12 protein-coding genes are annotated in these 18,059 nt (G+C 53.4%); 9 read left to right on the forward strand and 3 right to left on the reverse strand.

Annotation, left to right across the window (positions count from 1 at the left end; all coding sequences use genetic code 11):
* From sspB to DD597_RS04695, 7 genes are all read left to right on the forward strand, one after another.
* Positions 1-498 (forward strand): ClpXP protease specificity-enhancing factor, encoded by a 498-nt coding sequence (gene sspB, locus DD597_RS04665; RefSeq protein WP_003860440.1) that lies wholly within the window; start codon positions 1-3, stop codon positions 496-498.
* A gap of 371 nt (positions 499-869) precedes the next feature.
* Entirely contained in the window at positions 870-1,547 is a 678-nt protein-coding gene (locus tag DD597_RS04670) for a DUF1120 domain-containing protein (protein ID WP_023323800.1), read from the forward strand.
* Positions 1,548-1,675: 128 nt separating this feature from the next.
* A complete protein-coding gene (locus tag DD597_RS04675) occupies positions 1,676-2,380 on the forward strand; it encodes a fimbria/pilus chaperone family protein (RefSeq protein WP_023323799.1) in 705 nt (234 codons plus the stop codon).
* A 14-nt stretch (positions 2,381-2,394) separates the two neighbouring features.
* Positions 2,395-4,881: a fimbrial biogenesis outer membrane usher protein gene (locus DD597_RS04680; RefSeq protein ID WP_129255981.1), complete on the forward strand. Its 2,487-nt coding sequence runs from the start codon at positions 2,395-2,397 to the stop codon at positions 4,879-4,881.
* Entirely contained in the window at positions 4,878-5,444 is a 567-nt protein-coding gene (locus DD597_RS04685) for an outer membrane protein (protein WP_023323797.1), read from the forward strand. Before DD597_RS04680 ends, DD597_RS04685 begins: the two co-directional genes overlap by 4 nt.
* Positions 5,445-5,612: 168 nt before the next feature.
* Positions 5,613-6,278 (forward strand): DUF1120 domain-containing protein, encoded by a 666-nt coding sequence (locus tag DD597_RS04690; protein ID WP_023323796.1) that lies wholly within the window; start codon positions 5,613-5,615, stop codon positions 6,276-6,278.
* A 198-nt stretch (positions 6,279-6,476) separates the two neighbouring features.
* Positions 6,477-7,148: a DUF1120 domain-containing protein gene (locus DD597_RS04695; protein ID WP_045350321.1), complete on the forward strand. Its 672-nt coding sequence runs from the start codon at positions 6,477-6,479 to the stop codon at positions 7,146-7,148.
* Between the two features lie 56 nt (positions 7,149-7,204).
* On the opposite strand, the gene gltD is transcribed toward DD597_RS04695, so the two are convergent.
* Positions 7,205-8,623, reverse strand: a complete 1,419-nt coding sequence (gltD, locus tag DD597_RS04700) for a glutamate synthase subunit GltD (RefSeq protein WP_017382721.1) — start codon at positions 8,621-8,623, stop codon at positions 7,205-7,207.
* A 9-nt stretch (positions 8,624-8,632) separates the two neighbouring features.
* Positions 8,633-13,093 carry a glutamate synthase large subunit gene (gltB, locus tag DD597_RS04705; protein WP_129255982.1) on the reverse strand — a complete coding sequence of 1,487 codons (4,461 nt, stop codon included), beginning with the start codon at positions 13,091-13,093 and terminating at the stop codon, positions 8,633-8,635.
* A 687-nt stretch (positions 13,094-13,780) separates the two neighbouring features.
* Between gltB and DD597_RS04710 the strand changes: the two genes are divergently transcribed.
* Positions 13,781-14,722, forward strand: coding sequence for a TIGR01212 family radical SAM protein (locus tag DD597_RS04710; protein ID WP_114078569.1), 942 nt, complete (start codon positions 13,781-13,783; stop codon positions 14,720-14,722).
* Here the strand turns inward: DD597_RS04710 and DD597_RS04715 are convergent.
* On the reverse strand, positions 14,702-16,204 hold the full coding sequence (locus DD597_RS04715) for a helicase HerA-like C-terminal domain-containing protein (protein ID WP_129255983.1): 1,503 nt from the start codon (positions 16,202-16,204) through the stop codon (positions 14,702-14,704). The genes DD597_RS04710 and DD597_RS04715 overlap by 21 nt on opposite strands.
* A gap of 137 nt (positions 16,205-16,341) precedes the next feature.
* On the opposite strand from DD597_RS04715, the gene DD597_RS04720 reads away from it, so the two are divergent.
* Positions 16,342-17,988, forward strand: a complete 1,647-nt coding sequence (locus DD597_RS04720; RefSeq protein WP_022651917.1) for a dihydroxyacetone kinase subunit DhaK — start codon at positions 16,342-16,344, stop codon at positions 17,986-17,988.
* Positions 17,989-18,059 lie beyond the last annotated feature (71 nt).

An 18,059-nucleotide genomic window follows, 5' to 3' on the forward strand; every position in this document is an offset into this window, starting at 1 on the left:
GTGGAAATGTCACAACTTTCACCACGCCGTCCGTATCTGCTGCGCGCCTTCTATGAATGGCTGCTGGATAACCAGCTCACGCCGCACCTGGTTGTGGATGTGACGTTGCCGGGCGTGCTGGTTCCAATGGAATACGCGCGCGACGGACAGATTGTACTGAATATTGCGCCACGCGCAGTGGGTAACCTGGAGCTGGCGAACGACGAAGTGCGCTTTAATGCGCGCTTCGGCGGCGTGCCGCGTCAGGTTTCCGTGCCGCTGGCAGCTGTGCTGGCTATCTACGCCCGTGAAAACGGTGCGGGCACAATGTTTGAGCCGGAAGCAGCTTATGATGAAGAGGTTGCGAGCCTGAACGATGAAGAGGGCGGCGTTGGGACCGAGAGCGAAACGGTGATGTCTGTGATTGATGGTGATAAGCCCGATCGCGAAGATGATAACGATCCTGATGACGATCCGCCGCCGCGCGGAGGACGTCCGGCATTACGCGTTGTAAAATAACGCTAACTCAATTTTAATCTTAACGGTCAGGTTTATGCCTGGCCGTTTTTTTTTGGAGAAAATTATATATTTTTTAAATTGATCGAAAAATAAGAATATGAGACTGCATTTTTCGTTTTTTTTTATCTCGAGAAGAATGGTTACAATAATAAACGCAATGAATAATTTAAGCGGGTAGCCTTGCGTAATACCCGATTTAATAATTCATGATTATTATATCAGAGAAACTAAAAGTATAAATTAAATTTGCTAAATTGCATATATTTATAAAAATAATATTATAAAGTTCCCCAGTGACAGCTCATATTGCAAAAATAGTTTTGTACCTGATGGAAACCTATTTTTAATTATCATATGTTAAGGATTAACGAATGAAAAAAGTTCTTATTGCCACCGCACTGTCTCTTTGCGTCGCTTCCGCATTTGCTGCTGATACCGCAGTATTGCAGGTAAAAGGTAAGCTGACAAATGCTGCCTGTACTCCAGAATTAAGTAAAGGTGGTGTAGTAGATTACGGTACTATTCACCTTGGTTCATTGTCTGCCAGCGCAGTAAACCAGTTAGGTCAGAATAATATCGATCTAACCATCACTTGTTCTGCTGCGACGAAAGTTTCGTGGACTATGGTTGACGATCGTGCAGAGACGAATGCGGGTTTAACCGTTAATAACGCAATGTTTACCGGTGCAAGCCTATCCAATTCTAGTCAGACCTACGGTGTAGGTAAAACAACGGGCGGCGTGAACATCGGCAGCTATGCAATGTTTGTTAAGGTTGATAGCGTAACCGCTGACGGGGCGACAGTTGATCCTATTTACACTCAGAATGGTGATACCTCCAAGTGGACCACGAGCACGAATGGTTCTAGTCAGGCTCAAAACATCCGTGAGTTTACTGTTGCAAAATCTGGCGAAAAAGTTCCATTGGCATTCCTGAGTGCAACATTCCCGCTGGTGACATCACTGGCTATTCAGGATACTACCACGCTGGCCATTACCGACGATACCACACTTGATGGTCAGCTGACTATCAGCCTGAAATATTTATAATATTTTAAAAGTTATAATATTTTAAAATCGGTATATTAATTAAAAAGGGAATAAACATATCTTGTTTATTCCTTTCTAACTACACGTGAACATGGAATGTTGTGTTGTGGATTAAAGGAGTGATAATTATGTCTTGTTTAAAGAAAACCTTACTGAAGTCCGTTATTGCTGCCGCTCTGTTTTCAGCTCAATTCTCGACGTATGCAGCAGGAATGGTTCCTGAAACCAGTTTACTGGTAATTGATGAGGCAACGCACAGCGGTACGATCAACGTCAAAAATACGGACAGCTTTCCGGCTCTGTTATATACCAATGTCCTTGATTTACCGGACGATCAGGGTTTAAAACTGATTTCCACCCAACCAGTGGTACGTCTGGAGCCTGGCCAGACCCAGCAGCTTCGTTTTATTTTACAAAATAAAGAACCGCTGGAGGCTGAGCACTATAAACGTGTGACGTTCGAGGGTATTCCGCCGAAAAGCGATAACAAGAACATTAAGATCGGATTTAATCTTCGTCAGGATTTGCCTGTGCTTATCCGTCCGGCGAAACTGGCGGTTGTTACCGATGCATGGAAGTACCTGGAATGGAACGCAACGGGTACAACGCTTACGGTGAAAAACCCCAGCAAATACGTTGTGCGTTTGGCACAAAACGTTATGACTCAGCCATCTGGCACCGCAGGCACGCTGCCTAAAACGTATATTTTACCAGGCCAAAGTATGACCGCAACTCTGAAGAAAACGGTGAGCGGCGATAATAAAGTGAAATTTTTCCCGGCCAGTCGCTACGGTGTGGAAGTACCGAGCTTTGTTTCAGAATTAAATAAATAACACTCAATAGGGATATGACGGTGTGTAAAAAAAGCCGCCTTGCACTTTGTGTCCGCGCTATTCTTTGCGGCACATTACCTCTGGTAGTCCTCGCGTCACCCTCTTTGTATGCGAGGGAAGTGACGTTTGATACGGGCATTATTCAGTCACGTGGATTAAGCCCCGATTTAAACCATTACTTTGCACAAGCGCCACGATTCTTACCCGGCACACACTCTGTACAGGTTAAAGTGAATGGGAAAGATCGCGGTACGGCCGCTGCACGTTTTAATGAAGACGGCGAGCTCTGTATTGATAAAGATTTTCTGGATTTTGCCGGGATTATGCCTGTCCCGCTCAAGGCTGGCGAAGCGTGCCATGATATCCGCAGCGATTATGCGCAGGCGGTTGTCAACGCATTACCAAACCAGGACGCGGTAGAGCTTTATTTACCCCAGGAGGCAATTAACAGTTTAACCTCCAATATTAAACACTTTCAGCAAGGTGGCACGGCGGGGTTACTGAACTACTCATTATTCAGTACCCGTAACGAATATGGCGACAGCGATAACAGCCGCTATTCGCAGGCTAGCCTGGAGGCTGGCTTTAATACGATGGACTGGTCTGTGCGCAGCCGTTATATCCTGACGGATGATGATGGCGATAAAAATGCGGAAAGCATTTACACCTACGCGGAGCATGTATTTGTTCCCCAGCGCCTGACCATGCAGGTGGGTGAAATTAACGCCATGTCCGGTGTATTAAGCGGCGTGCCGATTACGGGGGTGCAGCTCATGCCCACCAACGGCCTGGAAAGGGACGGGACTGGCGTAAGCGTATCGGGTATCGCCCGTTCCTCGCAGGCGCGCGTTGAGGTGCGCCAGAGTGGTCGTCTCGTCTACAGTACGTTAGTGCCGGCGGGTCCGTTTACCCTGGACGATATGCCAGTTGTCAGAAATAACGTCGATCTCGACGTGACTGTCGTGGAATCAGATGGCTCTTCAAGCCACTTCATTGTGCCTGCTTCCGCAGTCAGAACCCGCAAGCTGGGGCGTCCGCAGGGATTGACCATGTCTGTGGGCCAGGTACGGAGTATTGACAGCGATTATAGCGATCCGCTGGTCGCGAACGTCTCTGACGGCTGGCGTATCACACCATGGATGAACGTACTGGCATCCGGCGCAGTGGCAGAAAAGTATCAGGCTGCGGGCGGCAGCGCGGAGTTTATGCTCTCTGATATATGGGGCATCACGACTACCGCTGCGGCAAGTAAAGAGCAGTTTGGCGACAGTAATAGCGGGCTCAAAACCGAGCTGCAAAGCGATTTAACGCTGGGTGAACACGTGAGCCTTTCCGCCAGCGCAACGCATTTTAGCAGCGGTTACCGCGAGCTTGCCGATGCGCTGGATGATGAATTTCAGCCTAATGATAATACTTACAGCGGCAACGTAAGTTTTGCGACAGGGATTGCGGGTACGTTTAGCGCAGGGTTTAACTACAACCAGAGCGCAAACTACGAGGACAGCCGCTACCTGCTGCTGTCGTGGGGTAAAACCTTTAAATATGCCAGCATCACCGTGAACTGGCAGAGCGCCGTCGGAAATACTGATGACGAGCAGGATGACGATATGCTCTACGTCAACCTGAGCATTCCACTCGGCGGCTCGCAAAGCCTGAGCAGCTATATGCGCAAGCAGGGTGACAGAACCACCTATGGTGTCGCGAACAGCGGCGCCATTGGCGATAACACCAATTATTATATCTCTGCGGATCGTGATAACGATGAGAATGAGAATAGCTTTAACGGCAATATCAACACTAACCTGCACTATACCCAGTTGAGCGTTGGTGGGGGCAGCAGCGGTAGTAACCAGCGCAACTATAGCGCAACGCTGACGGGCGGTATCGCAATGCATAAAGATGGCGTGACCTTCTCGCCGTACGCTATTAAAGATACGTTCGCCATCGCTAAGCTGAACGAGCCGAAGAGTGGCGTAGAGATTTCAACGCCGCAGGGCACCATCTGGACCGATCATTGGGGACAGGCTGTGGTACCGGGGCTGAATGAGTGGCGTAACTCCCGTATTGAAATTGATGCCAATAAACTTCCGCCAAGCATGACGCTGGCGAACGGCATTAAATACGTTGCGGCAGGGCATGCTTCCGTTAGTGAAGTCAGCTTTAAAATCCTGAATAGCCGTCGCGTGATGCTGCGGGTGAAGAGAGCGGATGGTACACCACTGGCGAAGGGGTTATCCATTGTTGATGAGAAGGGCAATTATATCGTCACCAGCGTGGATGGTACACCACTGGCGAAGGGGTTATCCATTGTTGATGAGAAGGGCAATTATATCGTCACCAGCGTGGATGACGGCCATGTGTTTATCAATGATGCCGATCAGCTGAAAGGGCTGTATGCCATGGATGACAATAACAATCGGCTTTGTCAGATTCACTATACCTTAAGTGATAAAAAAGATGACGAAGCGTTCTATGAGGAAGTAAACGGAGTATGCCAATGAAGACTCAGCGCGTAATCAAAGTAGCGACGTTTCTGGCGTTTTGTTTACCCGGTTTGACGCTTGCCGAAGATTGTCAGATCACGCTTTCTCAGCCCATAGTAGATTATAAACAGCTCAAGCGTGACGATATTGTTACGTCTCAGCAAAGCTGGCATAAATTGCCGGAACGGGAAGTTACCGTGAATGTGTTTTGTCCAGACAAACAGAAGCTGGCAGTGCTTTTACAGGGTAATGCTGGAGAGAAAGGTCGCTTCCGTTTTGGTCAGAATGGCGGTGTCGCAGTTAAAATTGATGATATGAATGTTGATGGCAAAAGCTATACCGTGGGTAAAACGGTTGATCAGCTTAACTTTACGCCGGAAAGCGGGTCGCCTTCGCCATTCTATTTAAGAAATAATGAAGCCGTCGTCGCGGTTGAAAATAACCAGGCCGTTACGGGCCAGCAGATGACATTTACAGCTACGATATTCCCTGTGCTTAATGAAAGTGCATTCAGTAATAATGCCGATCAAACAACGCTGGAAAGCGATTTAAGCTGGAAAATATTGCAAAATAATCCATAGGCAATGTGGTGATGATATCGTAATAACGTTATCTTTAAGCGTTGCAGGATTGTTTTATCACGAATGGTACGCCATTTAATTAGTAAGTGCGGAATATACAACCCATTCTTTACATGAATAAAAGATTGGGTTGGGTTTCCGTGAATCAATAATGTTAAGGATTAACAAATGAAAAAAGTTCTTCTCGCTACCGCGTTGTCTCTTTGTGTCGCTTCCGCATTTGCTGCTGATACCGCAGTATTGCAGGTAAAAGGTAAGCTGACAAATGCCGCTTGTACTCCTCAGTTAAGTAACGGCGGTGTCGTAGATTATGGCACTATCCATTTGGGTGAGCTCTCTGCAACAGCTGTTAACCAGTTAGGTGACAAAGATATTAACCTGACGATTACATGCGGTGCGCCTACTCAGGTTGGTTGGGTTGTGAATGACGATCGCGAGTCAAGTAAGGCTGGTATTAATGTCGATTTCAACGGCACAATGCAAAACATTTCTTACTATCAGTATGGCGTAGGTAAAACCACAGGTGGTGTGAATATTGGTAACTATATGCTTTTCATCAAAAATAAGAAAGTCACCATTGATGGGCAAGAGGGCGACGAAATTTTTTCAAACGTCGACTGGAATGGCTCTAAATGGGAATCAGGCGGTGCGGTTCGCAGCGACGGTATCTCCATTATCAGTGCCGCAACCACAGGCACAACGACCCCTGTTGCATTTACCACTGCGGTTTTCCCACTGGTTACCTCTCTGGCTATTCAGGGGACCGATACGCTGGCGATTACTGACGATACATCTTTAGATGGTCAGGCAACAATTACCCTGAAATACCTTTAAGTTATTTGGATATTAATATCCCGCTCTGTCGTTGTGTAAGGCTATATTAGCATTTACGCTTACAGCGGATTATTTAGGTTTGAATATGTAGAGGGAGTAACTTCCCTCTTTGTTTAGAAAATTCTGTTTTTAATAGCGAGAGTAGCCCACTTTATTAAAAGCAGAAAGAACATTTACATTAACGTTAAGAATTAACAAATGAAAAATGTTGTATTGGCTTCTATGCTTGTCATGTTTGTATCTTCTGCCTTTGCCGCAGACACCGCCGTACTGAAAGTCACAGGCGTTCTGACAAATAGCAGTTGCATCCCTGAAATCAGCGGCGGTGGCGTGGTAGATTACGGTACGATCCACCTGTCAGCCCTGAACACCACTGCTATTAACCAGCTGGGCCAGAAAGATTTCTCTCTTTCTATTACCTGCCCTGCGCTGACCAAAGCGGGCTTTAGCGTTTCTGACGACCGTACTGGTACTGCGCCAAACATTATGGTTAAAGATGGTGCGGGTAACGGTAACGATATTATTCAGCCGCTCAATATGTTTGGTCTGAATAAGACCGCAGGAAACGTTAACATCGGTAACTACACCATTTTCGTGAAAAACGACACGATTACTGCTGATGGTGCCACTGTTGGGGCGATCTACAGCGCAGACAACGGCACCAGCTGGTCTGATAACGGCACACTGATGGTTAATGACGGTAGCCAGATTGTATCCGTTGCTACAGTTGGCAGCACCGCGCCAGTTGCGTTTAAAAACCTGGTCATTCCGATGGCGGTTTCTGCTGCGATTCAGGATACCAATACGCTGGCTATTACTGATGATACCAACATGGATGGTCAGGCAACGTTTACCATCAAGTATCTGTAATATTCAGAAACTGGCAGAATATAAAAATAATGCCCGGCATTGCCGGGCATTATTATTTACACTTCGAGGAAGTTCATGATCCCATCAGCCGCTTTACGACCTTCGGCAATCGCCGTGACCACCAGGTCAGAGCCACGAACGATGTCGCCACCGGCGAAGATTTTCGGGTTGCTGGTCTGGAACGCGTTGTCGCTGCCTTCTGGCGCAATGATGCGGCCCTGAGAGTCCAGCTCTACGCTGTGCTTCGCCAGCCACTCCATGCTGTGAGGACGGAAACCAAACGCCATCACCACGGCGTCAGCCGGGATCACGTGTTCAGAACCGGCCACGATCTCCGCGCGACGACGGCCTTTCGCATCTGGCGCACCCATCTCCGTGCGCGCCATCTTCACGCCGCTCACTTTACCATTGGCATTCACTTCAATACCCAGAGGCTGAATGTTGAACTGGAACTCGACGCCCTCTTCACGCGCGTTTTTCACTTCGCGTTTAGAACCCGGCATGTTCTCTTCGTCACGACGGTAGGCACAGATGACATGCGCCGCATTCTGACGAATGGAGGTACGCACGCAGTCCATCGCGGTATCACCGCCGCCCAGCACCACCACGCGTTTGCCTTCCATACTGACGAACGGCTCATCGGCGGTCTCGCCGTAGCCCATTAGCTGTTTGGTATTCGCAATCAGGAACGGCAGCGCGTCGTACACGCCTGGCGCATCTTCGTTCTCCAGACCACCGCGCATGGACTGATAGGTTCCCACGCCCAGGAACACGGCGTCGTAATCTTTCAGCAGGTCGTCGAGCTGTACGTCGCGGCCCACTTCGGTGTTGAGTTTGAACTCAATGCCCATGCCGGTGAAGATTTCGCGGCGGCGGGTCATGACCTCTTTCTCCAGCTTGAAGGCCGGGATACCGAAGGTCAGCAGGCCGCCAATCTCTGGGTGGCGATCGAAGACCACCGCCTTCACGCCGTTACGGGTCAGCACGTCCGCACAGGCCAGGCCTGCCGGGCCCGCGCCGATAATCGCCACGCGCTTGTCGGTTTGACGCACACCGGTCATATCCGGACGCCAGCCCATCTCGAACGCTTTATCGTTGATATAGCGTTCGATGTTGCCGATGGTCACCGCGCCAAACTCGTCGTTCAGCGTACAGGAGCCTTCACACAGACGATCCTGAGGGCACACGCGGCCGCACACTTCCGGCAGGGTGTTGGTCTGATGAGACAGCTCGGCGGCTTCAAAAATACGCCCTTCGTTGGCCAGCTTCAGCCAGTTCGGGATGTAGTTATGGACCGGACACTTCCATTCGCAGTAAGGGTTACCGCAGGACAGGCAGCGGTCTGCCTGTGCTTTGGCCTGGCCTTCTGAAAACGGCTCATAGATTTCAACAAATTCAATTTTACGGATCTTCAGCGGTTTCTTTGGCGGATCAACACGCTGAAGGTCGATAAACTGGTAAACGTTCTGGCTCATCTGAATTCCTTACTGCGCCTGCACGCGCAGCTCTGCTGCGCTACGACTACGGTGACCCAACAGGGCTTTAACATCGCTGGACTTCGGCTTAACCAGCGCGAATTTCGCAGAGAACGCCGGCCAGTTGGCCAGGATCTCTTCGCCGCGCGAAGAACCGGTATGCTGCACGTGTTCGGTAATTAAGCCGCGCAGGTGTTCTTCGTGGATGGCCAGAGTATCAACGTCCAGCACTTCCACCAGCTCAGGGTTCACGCGTTTGCGGAACTCACCGTCTTCATCCAGGACGTAGGCAAAACCGCCCGTCATGCCCGCGCCAAAGTTCACGCCGGTTTTACCCAGGACGCACACTATTCCGCCCGTCATGTATTCACAGCCGTTATCGCCGATGCCTTCCACCACGGTGATGGCGCCGGAGTTACGCACCGCAAAACGCTCGCCCGCACGGCCCGCGGCAAAGAGACGACCGCCGGTTGCACCGTACAGACAGGTATTGCCGATGATGCTTGCTTCATGGCTGCGGAAGGCTGAACCAACCGGAGGACGCACCGCCAGCAGACCGCCCGCCATGCCTTTTCCGACGTAGTCGTTGGCATCACCGGTCAGGTATAACTCAACGCCACCCGCGTTCCACACGCCGAAGCTCTGACCCGCGGTACCGCTGAAATGCGCGGTAATCGGATCCGACGCCAGACCCTGATCACCGTGCGTTTGCGCGATGTAACCGGAGAGAGACGCACCCACGGAACGGTCGGTGTTGCGGATATCAAACCAGAACGTTTTGCTCTGCTTCTCATCCACATACGGCTTCGCCTGTTGCAGCAGCTGTGCGTTCAGCACGCCGTTATCGAACGGCGGGTTGTTCTCGGTACAGTAAACCGCTTTGCCAGGATGCGGCTGAGCGGTTTCCAGCAGCTTGGACAGCTCCAGCTTCTGCTGCTTGGCCGTGAAGCCCTCAAGCTCTTTCAGCAGGTCGGTACGGCCAATCAGATCCACCAGACGCTTCACGCCCAGCTGCGCCATCAACTCGCGGGTTTCACGGGCGATGAAGTCAAAGTAGTTAGTCACTTTGAACGGCAGGCCGTGATAGTGGTTCTTACGCAGCTTTTCGTCCTGGGTAGCAACGCCCGTTGCACAGTTGTTCAGGTGGCAAATACGCAGGTATTTACAGCCGAGCGCAACCATTGGGCCGGTACCAAAGCCGAAGCTTTCCGCTCCCAGAATCGCCGCTTTGATGATGTCGAGGCCGGTTTTCAGCCCACCGTCCACCTGCAAACGGATCTTGTGACGCAGGCCGTTAGCGACCAGCGCCTGCTGGGTTTCCACCAGGCCGAGCTCCCACGGACAGCCCGCATATTTCACGGAGGAGAGCGGGCTTGCGCCGGTGCCGCCGTCGTAACCGGCGATGGTGATCAGATCCGCATAGGCTTTCGCCACGCCGGTGGCAATGGTGCCAACGCCCGGTTCGGAAACCAGCTTCACGGAGATCATCGCTTTCGGGTTGACCTGTTTCAGGTCGAAAATCAGCTGCGCCAGATCTTCGATAGAGTAAATATCGTGGTGCGGCGGCGGGGAGATCAGCGTCACGCCTGGCACCGAGTAGCGAAGCTTAGCGATGTACGGGGTGACTTTATCACCCGGCAGTTGACCGCCTTCACCCGGTTTTGCCCCCTGAGCGACCTTAATCTGGATCACGTCGGCGTTAACCAGGTACGCAGGCGTTACGCCAAAGCGACCGGACGCCACCTGCTTGATACGGGACACTTTGTTGGTGCCGTAGCGGGCCGGATCTTCACCGCCTTCGCCGGAGTTGGAGTTGCCGCCGATGCTGTTCATGGCTTCCGCCAGCGCTTCGTGGGCTTCCGGGCTCAGCGCGCCGATGGACATCGCCGCGGTATCGAAGCGTTTGAACAGCTCAGACGCGGGTTCAACCTCGGCAATGCTGACCGCTTCCTCACCCGGATTGAGGGCAATGAGATCGCGCAGCGTCGCCGCGGGACGGTTGTTCACCAGCTCAGCATACTGCTGATAATCGCTGTACTCGCCGCTCTGCACCGCCTGTTGCAGCGTGCGCACTACGTCCGGGTTATAAGCGTGATACTCACCCCCGTGGACATATTTCAGCAGGCCGCCCTGTTCCAGCGGCTTACGTGCCAGCCAGGCGCGTTTCGACAGGTTAACCAGATCCTGCTGGAAGTCAGCAAAACCAGCGCCACCGATACGGCTGACCACGCCCTGGAAGCAGAGGTTGGCGACCTCGTTATGCAGGCCGACCGCTTCAAACAGCTTCGAGCAGCGGTAAGAGGCGATGGTCGAGATGCCCATTTTGGACATGATCTTGTACAGACCTTTGTTGATGCCGTTACGGTAGTTCAGCATCACAGCACGGTAGTCTTTGTCGATCGCGCGGGTATCTACCAGGCGTGCCAGCGTTTCGTAGGCCAGGTACGGATAAATCGCCGTGGCGCCAAAGCCTAACAGCACCGCAAAGTGGTGCGGGTCGCGCGCGCTCGCGGTTTCAACGATGATGTTGGCATCGCAGCGCAGGCTCTTGTCCACCAGACGCGTCTGGATAGCCCCCACCGCCATGGGGGCAGGCACCGGCAGACGGTTTTTCGCGATGTTGCGGTCAGACAGCACCAGCAGAACGGTGCCGTTACGTACCATCTGCTCGGCTTTGTCGCACAGCGCGTTCACCGTCTCTTCGAGGCTCTTTTCGGTCACGTCGAAGGTGATATCGAGCGTGTCGGCGCGATAGTGCTCCTCGGTCATGGTGGTGAGCTGTTTGAAATCGGAGTACAACAGGATCGGTGATTTAAAGGTCAGACGGTGCGCCTGGCCTTCGGCTTCACAGAATACGTTCATCTCACGGCCGATGCTGGTGGCCAGCGACATGACGTGGGCTTCGCGCAGCGGGTCTATTGGCGGGTTAGTGACCTGCGCAAACTGCTGACGGAAATAGTCGTAAATAATGCGTGGCTGGCTGGAAAGCACGGCAAACGGGGTATCGTCACCCATTGAGCCGACCGCTTCCTGGCCGTTTTCGCCGAGAACGCGAATAACCGAGTCCAGTTCTTCCGCGCTGTAGTTAAACTGCTTCTGGAAGCTCGCGAGGGTGTCATCGTCCAGCTCGCGGCTGCCCACTTCTTCGTCCGACAGATCTTCAAACGGCACCAGACGACGCACGTTTTTCTCCATCCACTCTTTGTACGGATGGCGGCTCTTCAGATCGTTGTCGGTTTCGGCGGAATGCAGAATACGCCCACCGCGGGTGTCGATCACCATCAGCTCGCCCGGACCGACGCGGCCTTTTTCGACCACTTCGTCAGGCTGGTAATCCCAGATGCCGACTTCAGAGGCGCAGGTGATGAGCTTGTCTTTGGTGATAACGTAGCGCGCCGGACGCAGACCGTTACGGTCCAGGTTACAGGCGGCAAAACGACCGTCGGACATCACGATGCCCGCCGGGCCGTCCCACGGCTCCATGTGCATGGAGTTAAAGTCGAAGAACGCGCGCAGCTCAGGGTCCATATCCGGGTTGTTCTGCCAGGCCGGTGGCACGAGCAGACGCATGGCGCGCACGATATCCATCCCGCCCGCCAGCAGCAGCTCCAGCATGTTATCCATGGAGCTGGAGTCCGAGCCGGTTTCGTTGACGAACGGTGCGGCATCGTGCAGGTCCGGGATCAGCGGGGTCTGGAACTTATAGGTACGGGCGCGGGCCCACTGGCGGTTGCCGGTAATGGTGTTGATCTCACCGTTGTGCGCCAGGTAGCGGAACGGCTGAGCCAGCGGCCAGCGTGGAACGGTGTTGGTGGAGAAGCGCTGGTGGAACAGGCAAATGGCCGATTCCAGACGCAGGTCCGCCAGGTCCAGGTAGAAGCGCGGCAGGTCAGCCGGCATACACAGACCTTTATAGATGTTCACCAGGTTAGAGAGGCTACAGACGTAGAACTCTTTATCGTCCTGAAGACGTTTTTCAATGCGGCGGCGTGCGATAAACAGACGGCGTTCCATATCACGCGGACGCCAGCCCGCAGGCGCGTTGACGAAAATCTGTTCAATACGAGGCAGCGAGGAGAGGGCGATTTCACCGAGCACCCCTTCGTTGGTTGGCACATCGCGCCAGCCGACAATCGACAGGGTTTCACGCTGAAGTTCTTCTTCAACGATGCGGCGTGACGCGGCAGCTTTTTCTGGATCCTGATTCAGGAACAGCATACCGACAGCGTAGTTTTTGGCTAAACGCCAGCCGCGCTCTTCCGCCACGATGCGGAAGAAACGATCCGGTTTTTGCAGCAGCAGGCCGCAACCGTCGCCGGTTTTACCATCGGCAAGGATGGCGCCACGGTGCTGCATACGGGCCAGTGCGTGAATAGCAGTACGCACTACCTTGTGGCTAGGTTCGCCTTCTATGTGGGCGATCAGGCCGAAACCACAGTTATCCTTCTCAAGGGATTTATCGTACAACATATCAGTGAACCTCCCCAGGCTCGTCGGGCTTCCCACTGAACTTTACCGTGGCGCACAGGCACAGAAAGAGCATGGCGACGGGGTTTGCGTTTCATACGCGGACCTCGCATTCGCCCTCTTTTTCATCCTTTCGCGCAGGTAAACAAGTTTGAGGACTTGCTTCAGAGGGAATCTCAATTACTGCATAAATATGATGAGCAGGCCGCTCATCCAGAAAGCTTCCAGCGGATTTCCAACTTATCGGGAATTGGTACACAGGTCAAATGGCAATCTTATTTATACAAAAATGTGCTAAAGAGAGTTTATCTACCTGTATTTTAAGGTTATTTAACTAATTTTACATTGATTGATTGCCCTGAAAGAGCGCAGCGGAGTGTGATCTGACTCACTATATGAAAGCGGTATTATCCATGTAGCGTGCTGAATAGCGGTTTTATAGCAGAACAATAATCTGGCATTGGCCGCAATCCCGCATAAACACACTGTTTTTCAGTGATGGCGCTATAAATGAAAAAAACAATCAGAACATAAGGAAAAGTAATCACATGCGGCGTGAATGAAATTGCAGTAATCCTGAGTATTTATTCATATAGATAAAGGCCGTCCAGGGCGATTGATCCAGGTCATCGCCGACAGAGGCTAAAAATGGCAGGCTTGTCCCCTTTCTTCGGGACGGTCTATCAGATTATGCAGTTACAGAAATTAGTCAATATGTTTGGTGGGGATCTTTTGCAGCGCTACGGACAAAAGGTTCACAAACTGACGCTGCACGGCGGCTTTAGCTGCCCGAACCGCGATGGCACCATCGGGCGTGGTGGCTGCACCTTCTGTAACGTGGCCTCGTTTGCTGACGAGGCCCAGCAGCATAAATCTATCGCTGAACAGCTCGCCCATCAGGCGAGTCTGGTGAACCGCGCGAAGCAGTATCTGGCCTATTTCCAGGCCTATACCAGCACGTGGGCGGAGGTGCAGGTGCTGCGCTCGATGTATCAGCAGGCGGTTGCTCAAGCGAACATTGTCGGGCTGTGCGTGGGGACGCGTCCGGACTGCGTGCCGGACGCCGTGCTGGATTTACTTAGCGAGTACAAAGAGAAGGGCTACGAGATCTGGCTGGAGCTGGGCTTGCAGACCGCGCATGACAAAACCCTGCACCGTATCAATCGCGGGCATGATTTCGCCTGCTATCAGCGCACCACGCGTCTCGCCCGCGAGCGTGGATTAAAAGTCTGCTCGCATCTGATTGTCGGCTTGCCGGGAGAAGGGCAGCAGCACGGGCTGGAAACGCTGGAAAAAGTCGTTGAGACCGGCGTGGATGGCATTAAGCTGCATCCGCTGCATATCGTGAAGGGCAGCATAATGGCGAAAGCCTGGGAAGCGGGGCGGTTATGTGGTATCGAACTCGACGACTATACGGTGACTGCGGGGGAAATGATTCGCCATACGCCGCCGGAGATTGTTTACCACCGCATCTCGGCAAGCGCCCGCCGTCCAACGCTTCTGGCACCGCTATGGTGTGAGAACCGCTGGACGGGGATGCTGGAAATCAACCGCTATCTACAGGAGAACGGCGTACAGGGGTCGGCGCTTGGCCGCCCGTGGGTTCCCACGCTACCGGCGACGGCCGCCTAGCAGACTTCCCAGCATGCCGCGTACTATCTGGTTGGTAATCTGACGCGTCGCGCTTTTTGCCATGGTCTGAACCACGCCATCGCGTTTGCCGCCGCGTGGCCCGGTGCTGCCGAACAGAATATCTTTCAGCCCGCCGAGAATGCCGTCGTCCACGGCAACAGATTGCCCTTTTGCGGCAGGCGCATCCTGCGATTCGGCAGTCGCCTGCACCCCTTTTTGCAGCATCTCGAACGCCGATTCGCGATCCACCTCGTCTTCATACTTTCCGTACACCGGGGAGTGGTTAATCAGGCTGTTGCGTTCATCGTCCGTTACCGGACCCATGCGCGAGCAGGGCGCAATCACCATCGCGCGCTCGACAACTGTCGGGCTACCTTTTGCATCGAGAAACGAAATCAGCGCTTCACCGATGCCCAGCGCCTGAATGGCGGTTTCGGTATCAAAGGCCGGATTGACACGCATGGTTTGCGCCGCGGCTTTCACCGCTTTCTGATCTTTCGGCGTAAAGGCGCGCAGGGCGTGCTGCACGCGGTTACCCAACTGCCCCAGTACGTTGTCCGGAATATCCGACGGGTTTTGCGACACAAACCAGACCCCGACGCCTTTGGAGCGGATCAGGCGGATAACCTGTTCAATTTTATCCAGCAGCACCTGCGGCGCGTCGTTAAACAACAGGTGCGCTTCGTCAAAGAAGAACACCAGTTTGGGTTTTTCCAGATCGCCTGCTTCCGGCAGTTGTTCGTACAGTTCAGAGAGCATCCACAGCAGGCTGGCGGCGTAAAGCTTCGGCATCTGGTAGAGCTTCTCTGCGCTCAGAATGTTGATGATGCCTTTGCCGCTGCTGTCGGTACGCATCCAGTCTTTGATATCCAGCATTGGCTCGCCGAAGAAGTGTTCGGCGCCCTGTTGCTCCAGCGTCAGGAGCCCGCGCTGAATGGCGCCCACTGAGGCGCTGCTAATATTGCCGTACTGGTTCTGGAAGGATTTGGCGTTATCGCCAATGTACTGGGTGATGGCGCGCAGATCTTTGAAGTCGAGCAGCAGTAGCCCCTGATCGTCGGCGATACGGAAGATAATGTTCAGTACCCCGGACTGCACGTCGTTGAGGTTAAGCAGACGAGCCAGCAGCAGCGGGCCGAGGTCGGAGACGGTGGCACGCACCGGATGCCCTTTTTCGCCGAAGATATCCCAGACCACCACCGGATTACCGTGCGGCGTCCAGTCCGTGATACCGATATTTTTCAGGCGCTCAAGCAGTTTTTCTGACGCTGCACCTTCCTGAGCCACCCCAGTTAAATCGCCCTTCACGTCAGCCATAAAAACCGGCACGCCAGTCTCTGACAACGACTCAGCCAGCTTTTGCAGGGTAACGGTTTTTCCCGTCCCGGTCGCGCCGGTGATCAGGCCATGACGGTTCGCCATCGCGGGCAGTAAAAACAGCTCTTTTTCCAGCGTCCTGGCGATTAGCAATGGTGTACTCATGATGCACGTCCTCTCGTAGTCCTGGGTGGAGTATAGGCAACCTGACGGCAAAATGTCTGCGTAAATTCCTCACTTTGCGGCGCATTATCCAGTGCGGACTATGCTTTTGCATACGGTAAACAAAATTTTGGGAAACTATGTCCAGATTCTTTTTTAACGACCGCAAACAGCTTGTCAACGATGCCATTGAAGGCATACTTCTCTCCGCGCCGCACGGTAATCTCGTCAAACTGGATATCGATCCGGCCATCCGCGTGGTGGCTCGCGGCGACTGGGATAAAAGTCGCGTGGCGGTGATCTCCGGTGGCGGCTCCGGCCATGAACCGGCACATGCCGGGTTCGTCGGCAAAGGCATGCTTACCGCAGCGGTGTGTGGCGATCTGTTCGCCTCCCCAAGCGTGGATGCGGTCCTCAATGCCATTGTGGCGGTGACGGGCGACCGTGGCTGCCTGCTGATTGTGAAAAACTACACCGGCGACCGGCTTAACTTTGGCCTGGCGGCGGAAAAAGCCAAACGCTACGGCCTTAAGGTCGAGATGGTTATCGTGGCGGATGATATCGCCCTGCCGGATAACAAGCAGCCGCGTGGTATCGCGGGAACGGCGCTGGTGCATAAAATTGCGGGATATGCGGCAGAGCAGGGGAAATCGCTAAACGACGTGCGGGATATTGCGCAACAGGCCTGCGATAACCTCTGGAGCCTGGGCGTGGCGATGCAAACGTGCAACCTGCCGGGCAGCGATGATGAAGGGGGGCGCATTAAACAAGGCCATGTCGAGCTGGGTTTGGGCATTCACGGCGAGCCGGGAGCTTCCGTCGTGGATACGCAAAACAGCAAAGCCATTATCGACACGCTGGTGACGCCGTTACGCGCGCAGGCGGGGGAAGGGCGTTTTGCGGTGCTGATTAACAATCTTGGTGGCGTATCGGCGTTGGAGATGGCGCTGCTGACCAAAGAGCTGGCGCACTCGGCGCTGAAAGAGAACATTGCGTATCTGATTGGCCCGGCGCCGCTGGTGAGTGCGCTGGATATGAAAGGCTTTTCGTTAACGCTGCTAAAGCTCAACGATTTCTTCGAGAAGGCGATTCACGCCGAGGTCGAGACGCTGGGCTGGCAGAAGCCCGTGGCGTTCGCGCCCCTGCGTACCGTCCCACATAGCGCCCTTCATGATCGCGTGGAATATGCCCCGTCGGACAATACGGAGGTGAGCGAGGCCGTCGCCTCGGTAACGAAAACATTGATTCAGCTGGAAAACCGCCTTAACGCGCTGGATGCCAAAGTAGGCGATGGCGACACGGGCTCCACTTTTGCGCAAGGGGCGCGGGATATTGCGCAGCGACTTGAGGAGAACAACCTGCCCCTTAACGACGTGCCGACATTACTCCTGCTGGTAGGCGAGCGGCTGGCAACGGTGATGGGCGGATCGAGTGGGGTGTTGATGTCGATCTTCTTCACGGCGGCAGGACAAAAGCTTCACGATGGACAGCCGCTACCTGAAGCCTTGCTGAGCGGACTTGCGCAGATGAAGCAGTATGGCGGCGCGGATCTCGGCGATCGTACGCTGATCGATGCGCTGCAACCGGCGCTGGAGGCGTTACAGAAAGGCAATATTCAGGCGGCAGCGCAGGCCGCGCAGCAGGGCGCCGAAGCAACGGCAAAAATGGCGAAAGCCGGCGCGGGACGCTCGTCGTATGTGAATAAAGAGAATCTGGACGGGGTGATGGATCCGGGGGCAGTCGCGGTGGCGGAAGTTTTTAAGACCATGGTAGATGCAAAACGGTAACAACCGTTACCGTTTTTAGTGTTTGCGCCCTCTCCCTGTGAGCTGAGGGATCCCCACAAAATAATGCCTGC

Source organism: Enterobacter cloacae complex sp. 677-3DZ2D5B, from assembly GCF_004136695.1.
Classification (GTDB): Bacteria; Pseudomonadota; Gammaproteobacteria; order Enterobacterales; family Enterobacteriaceae; genus Enterobacter; species Enterobacter hormaechei_C.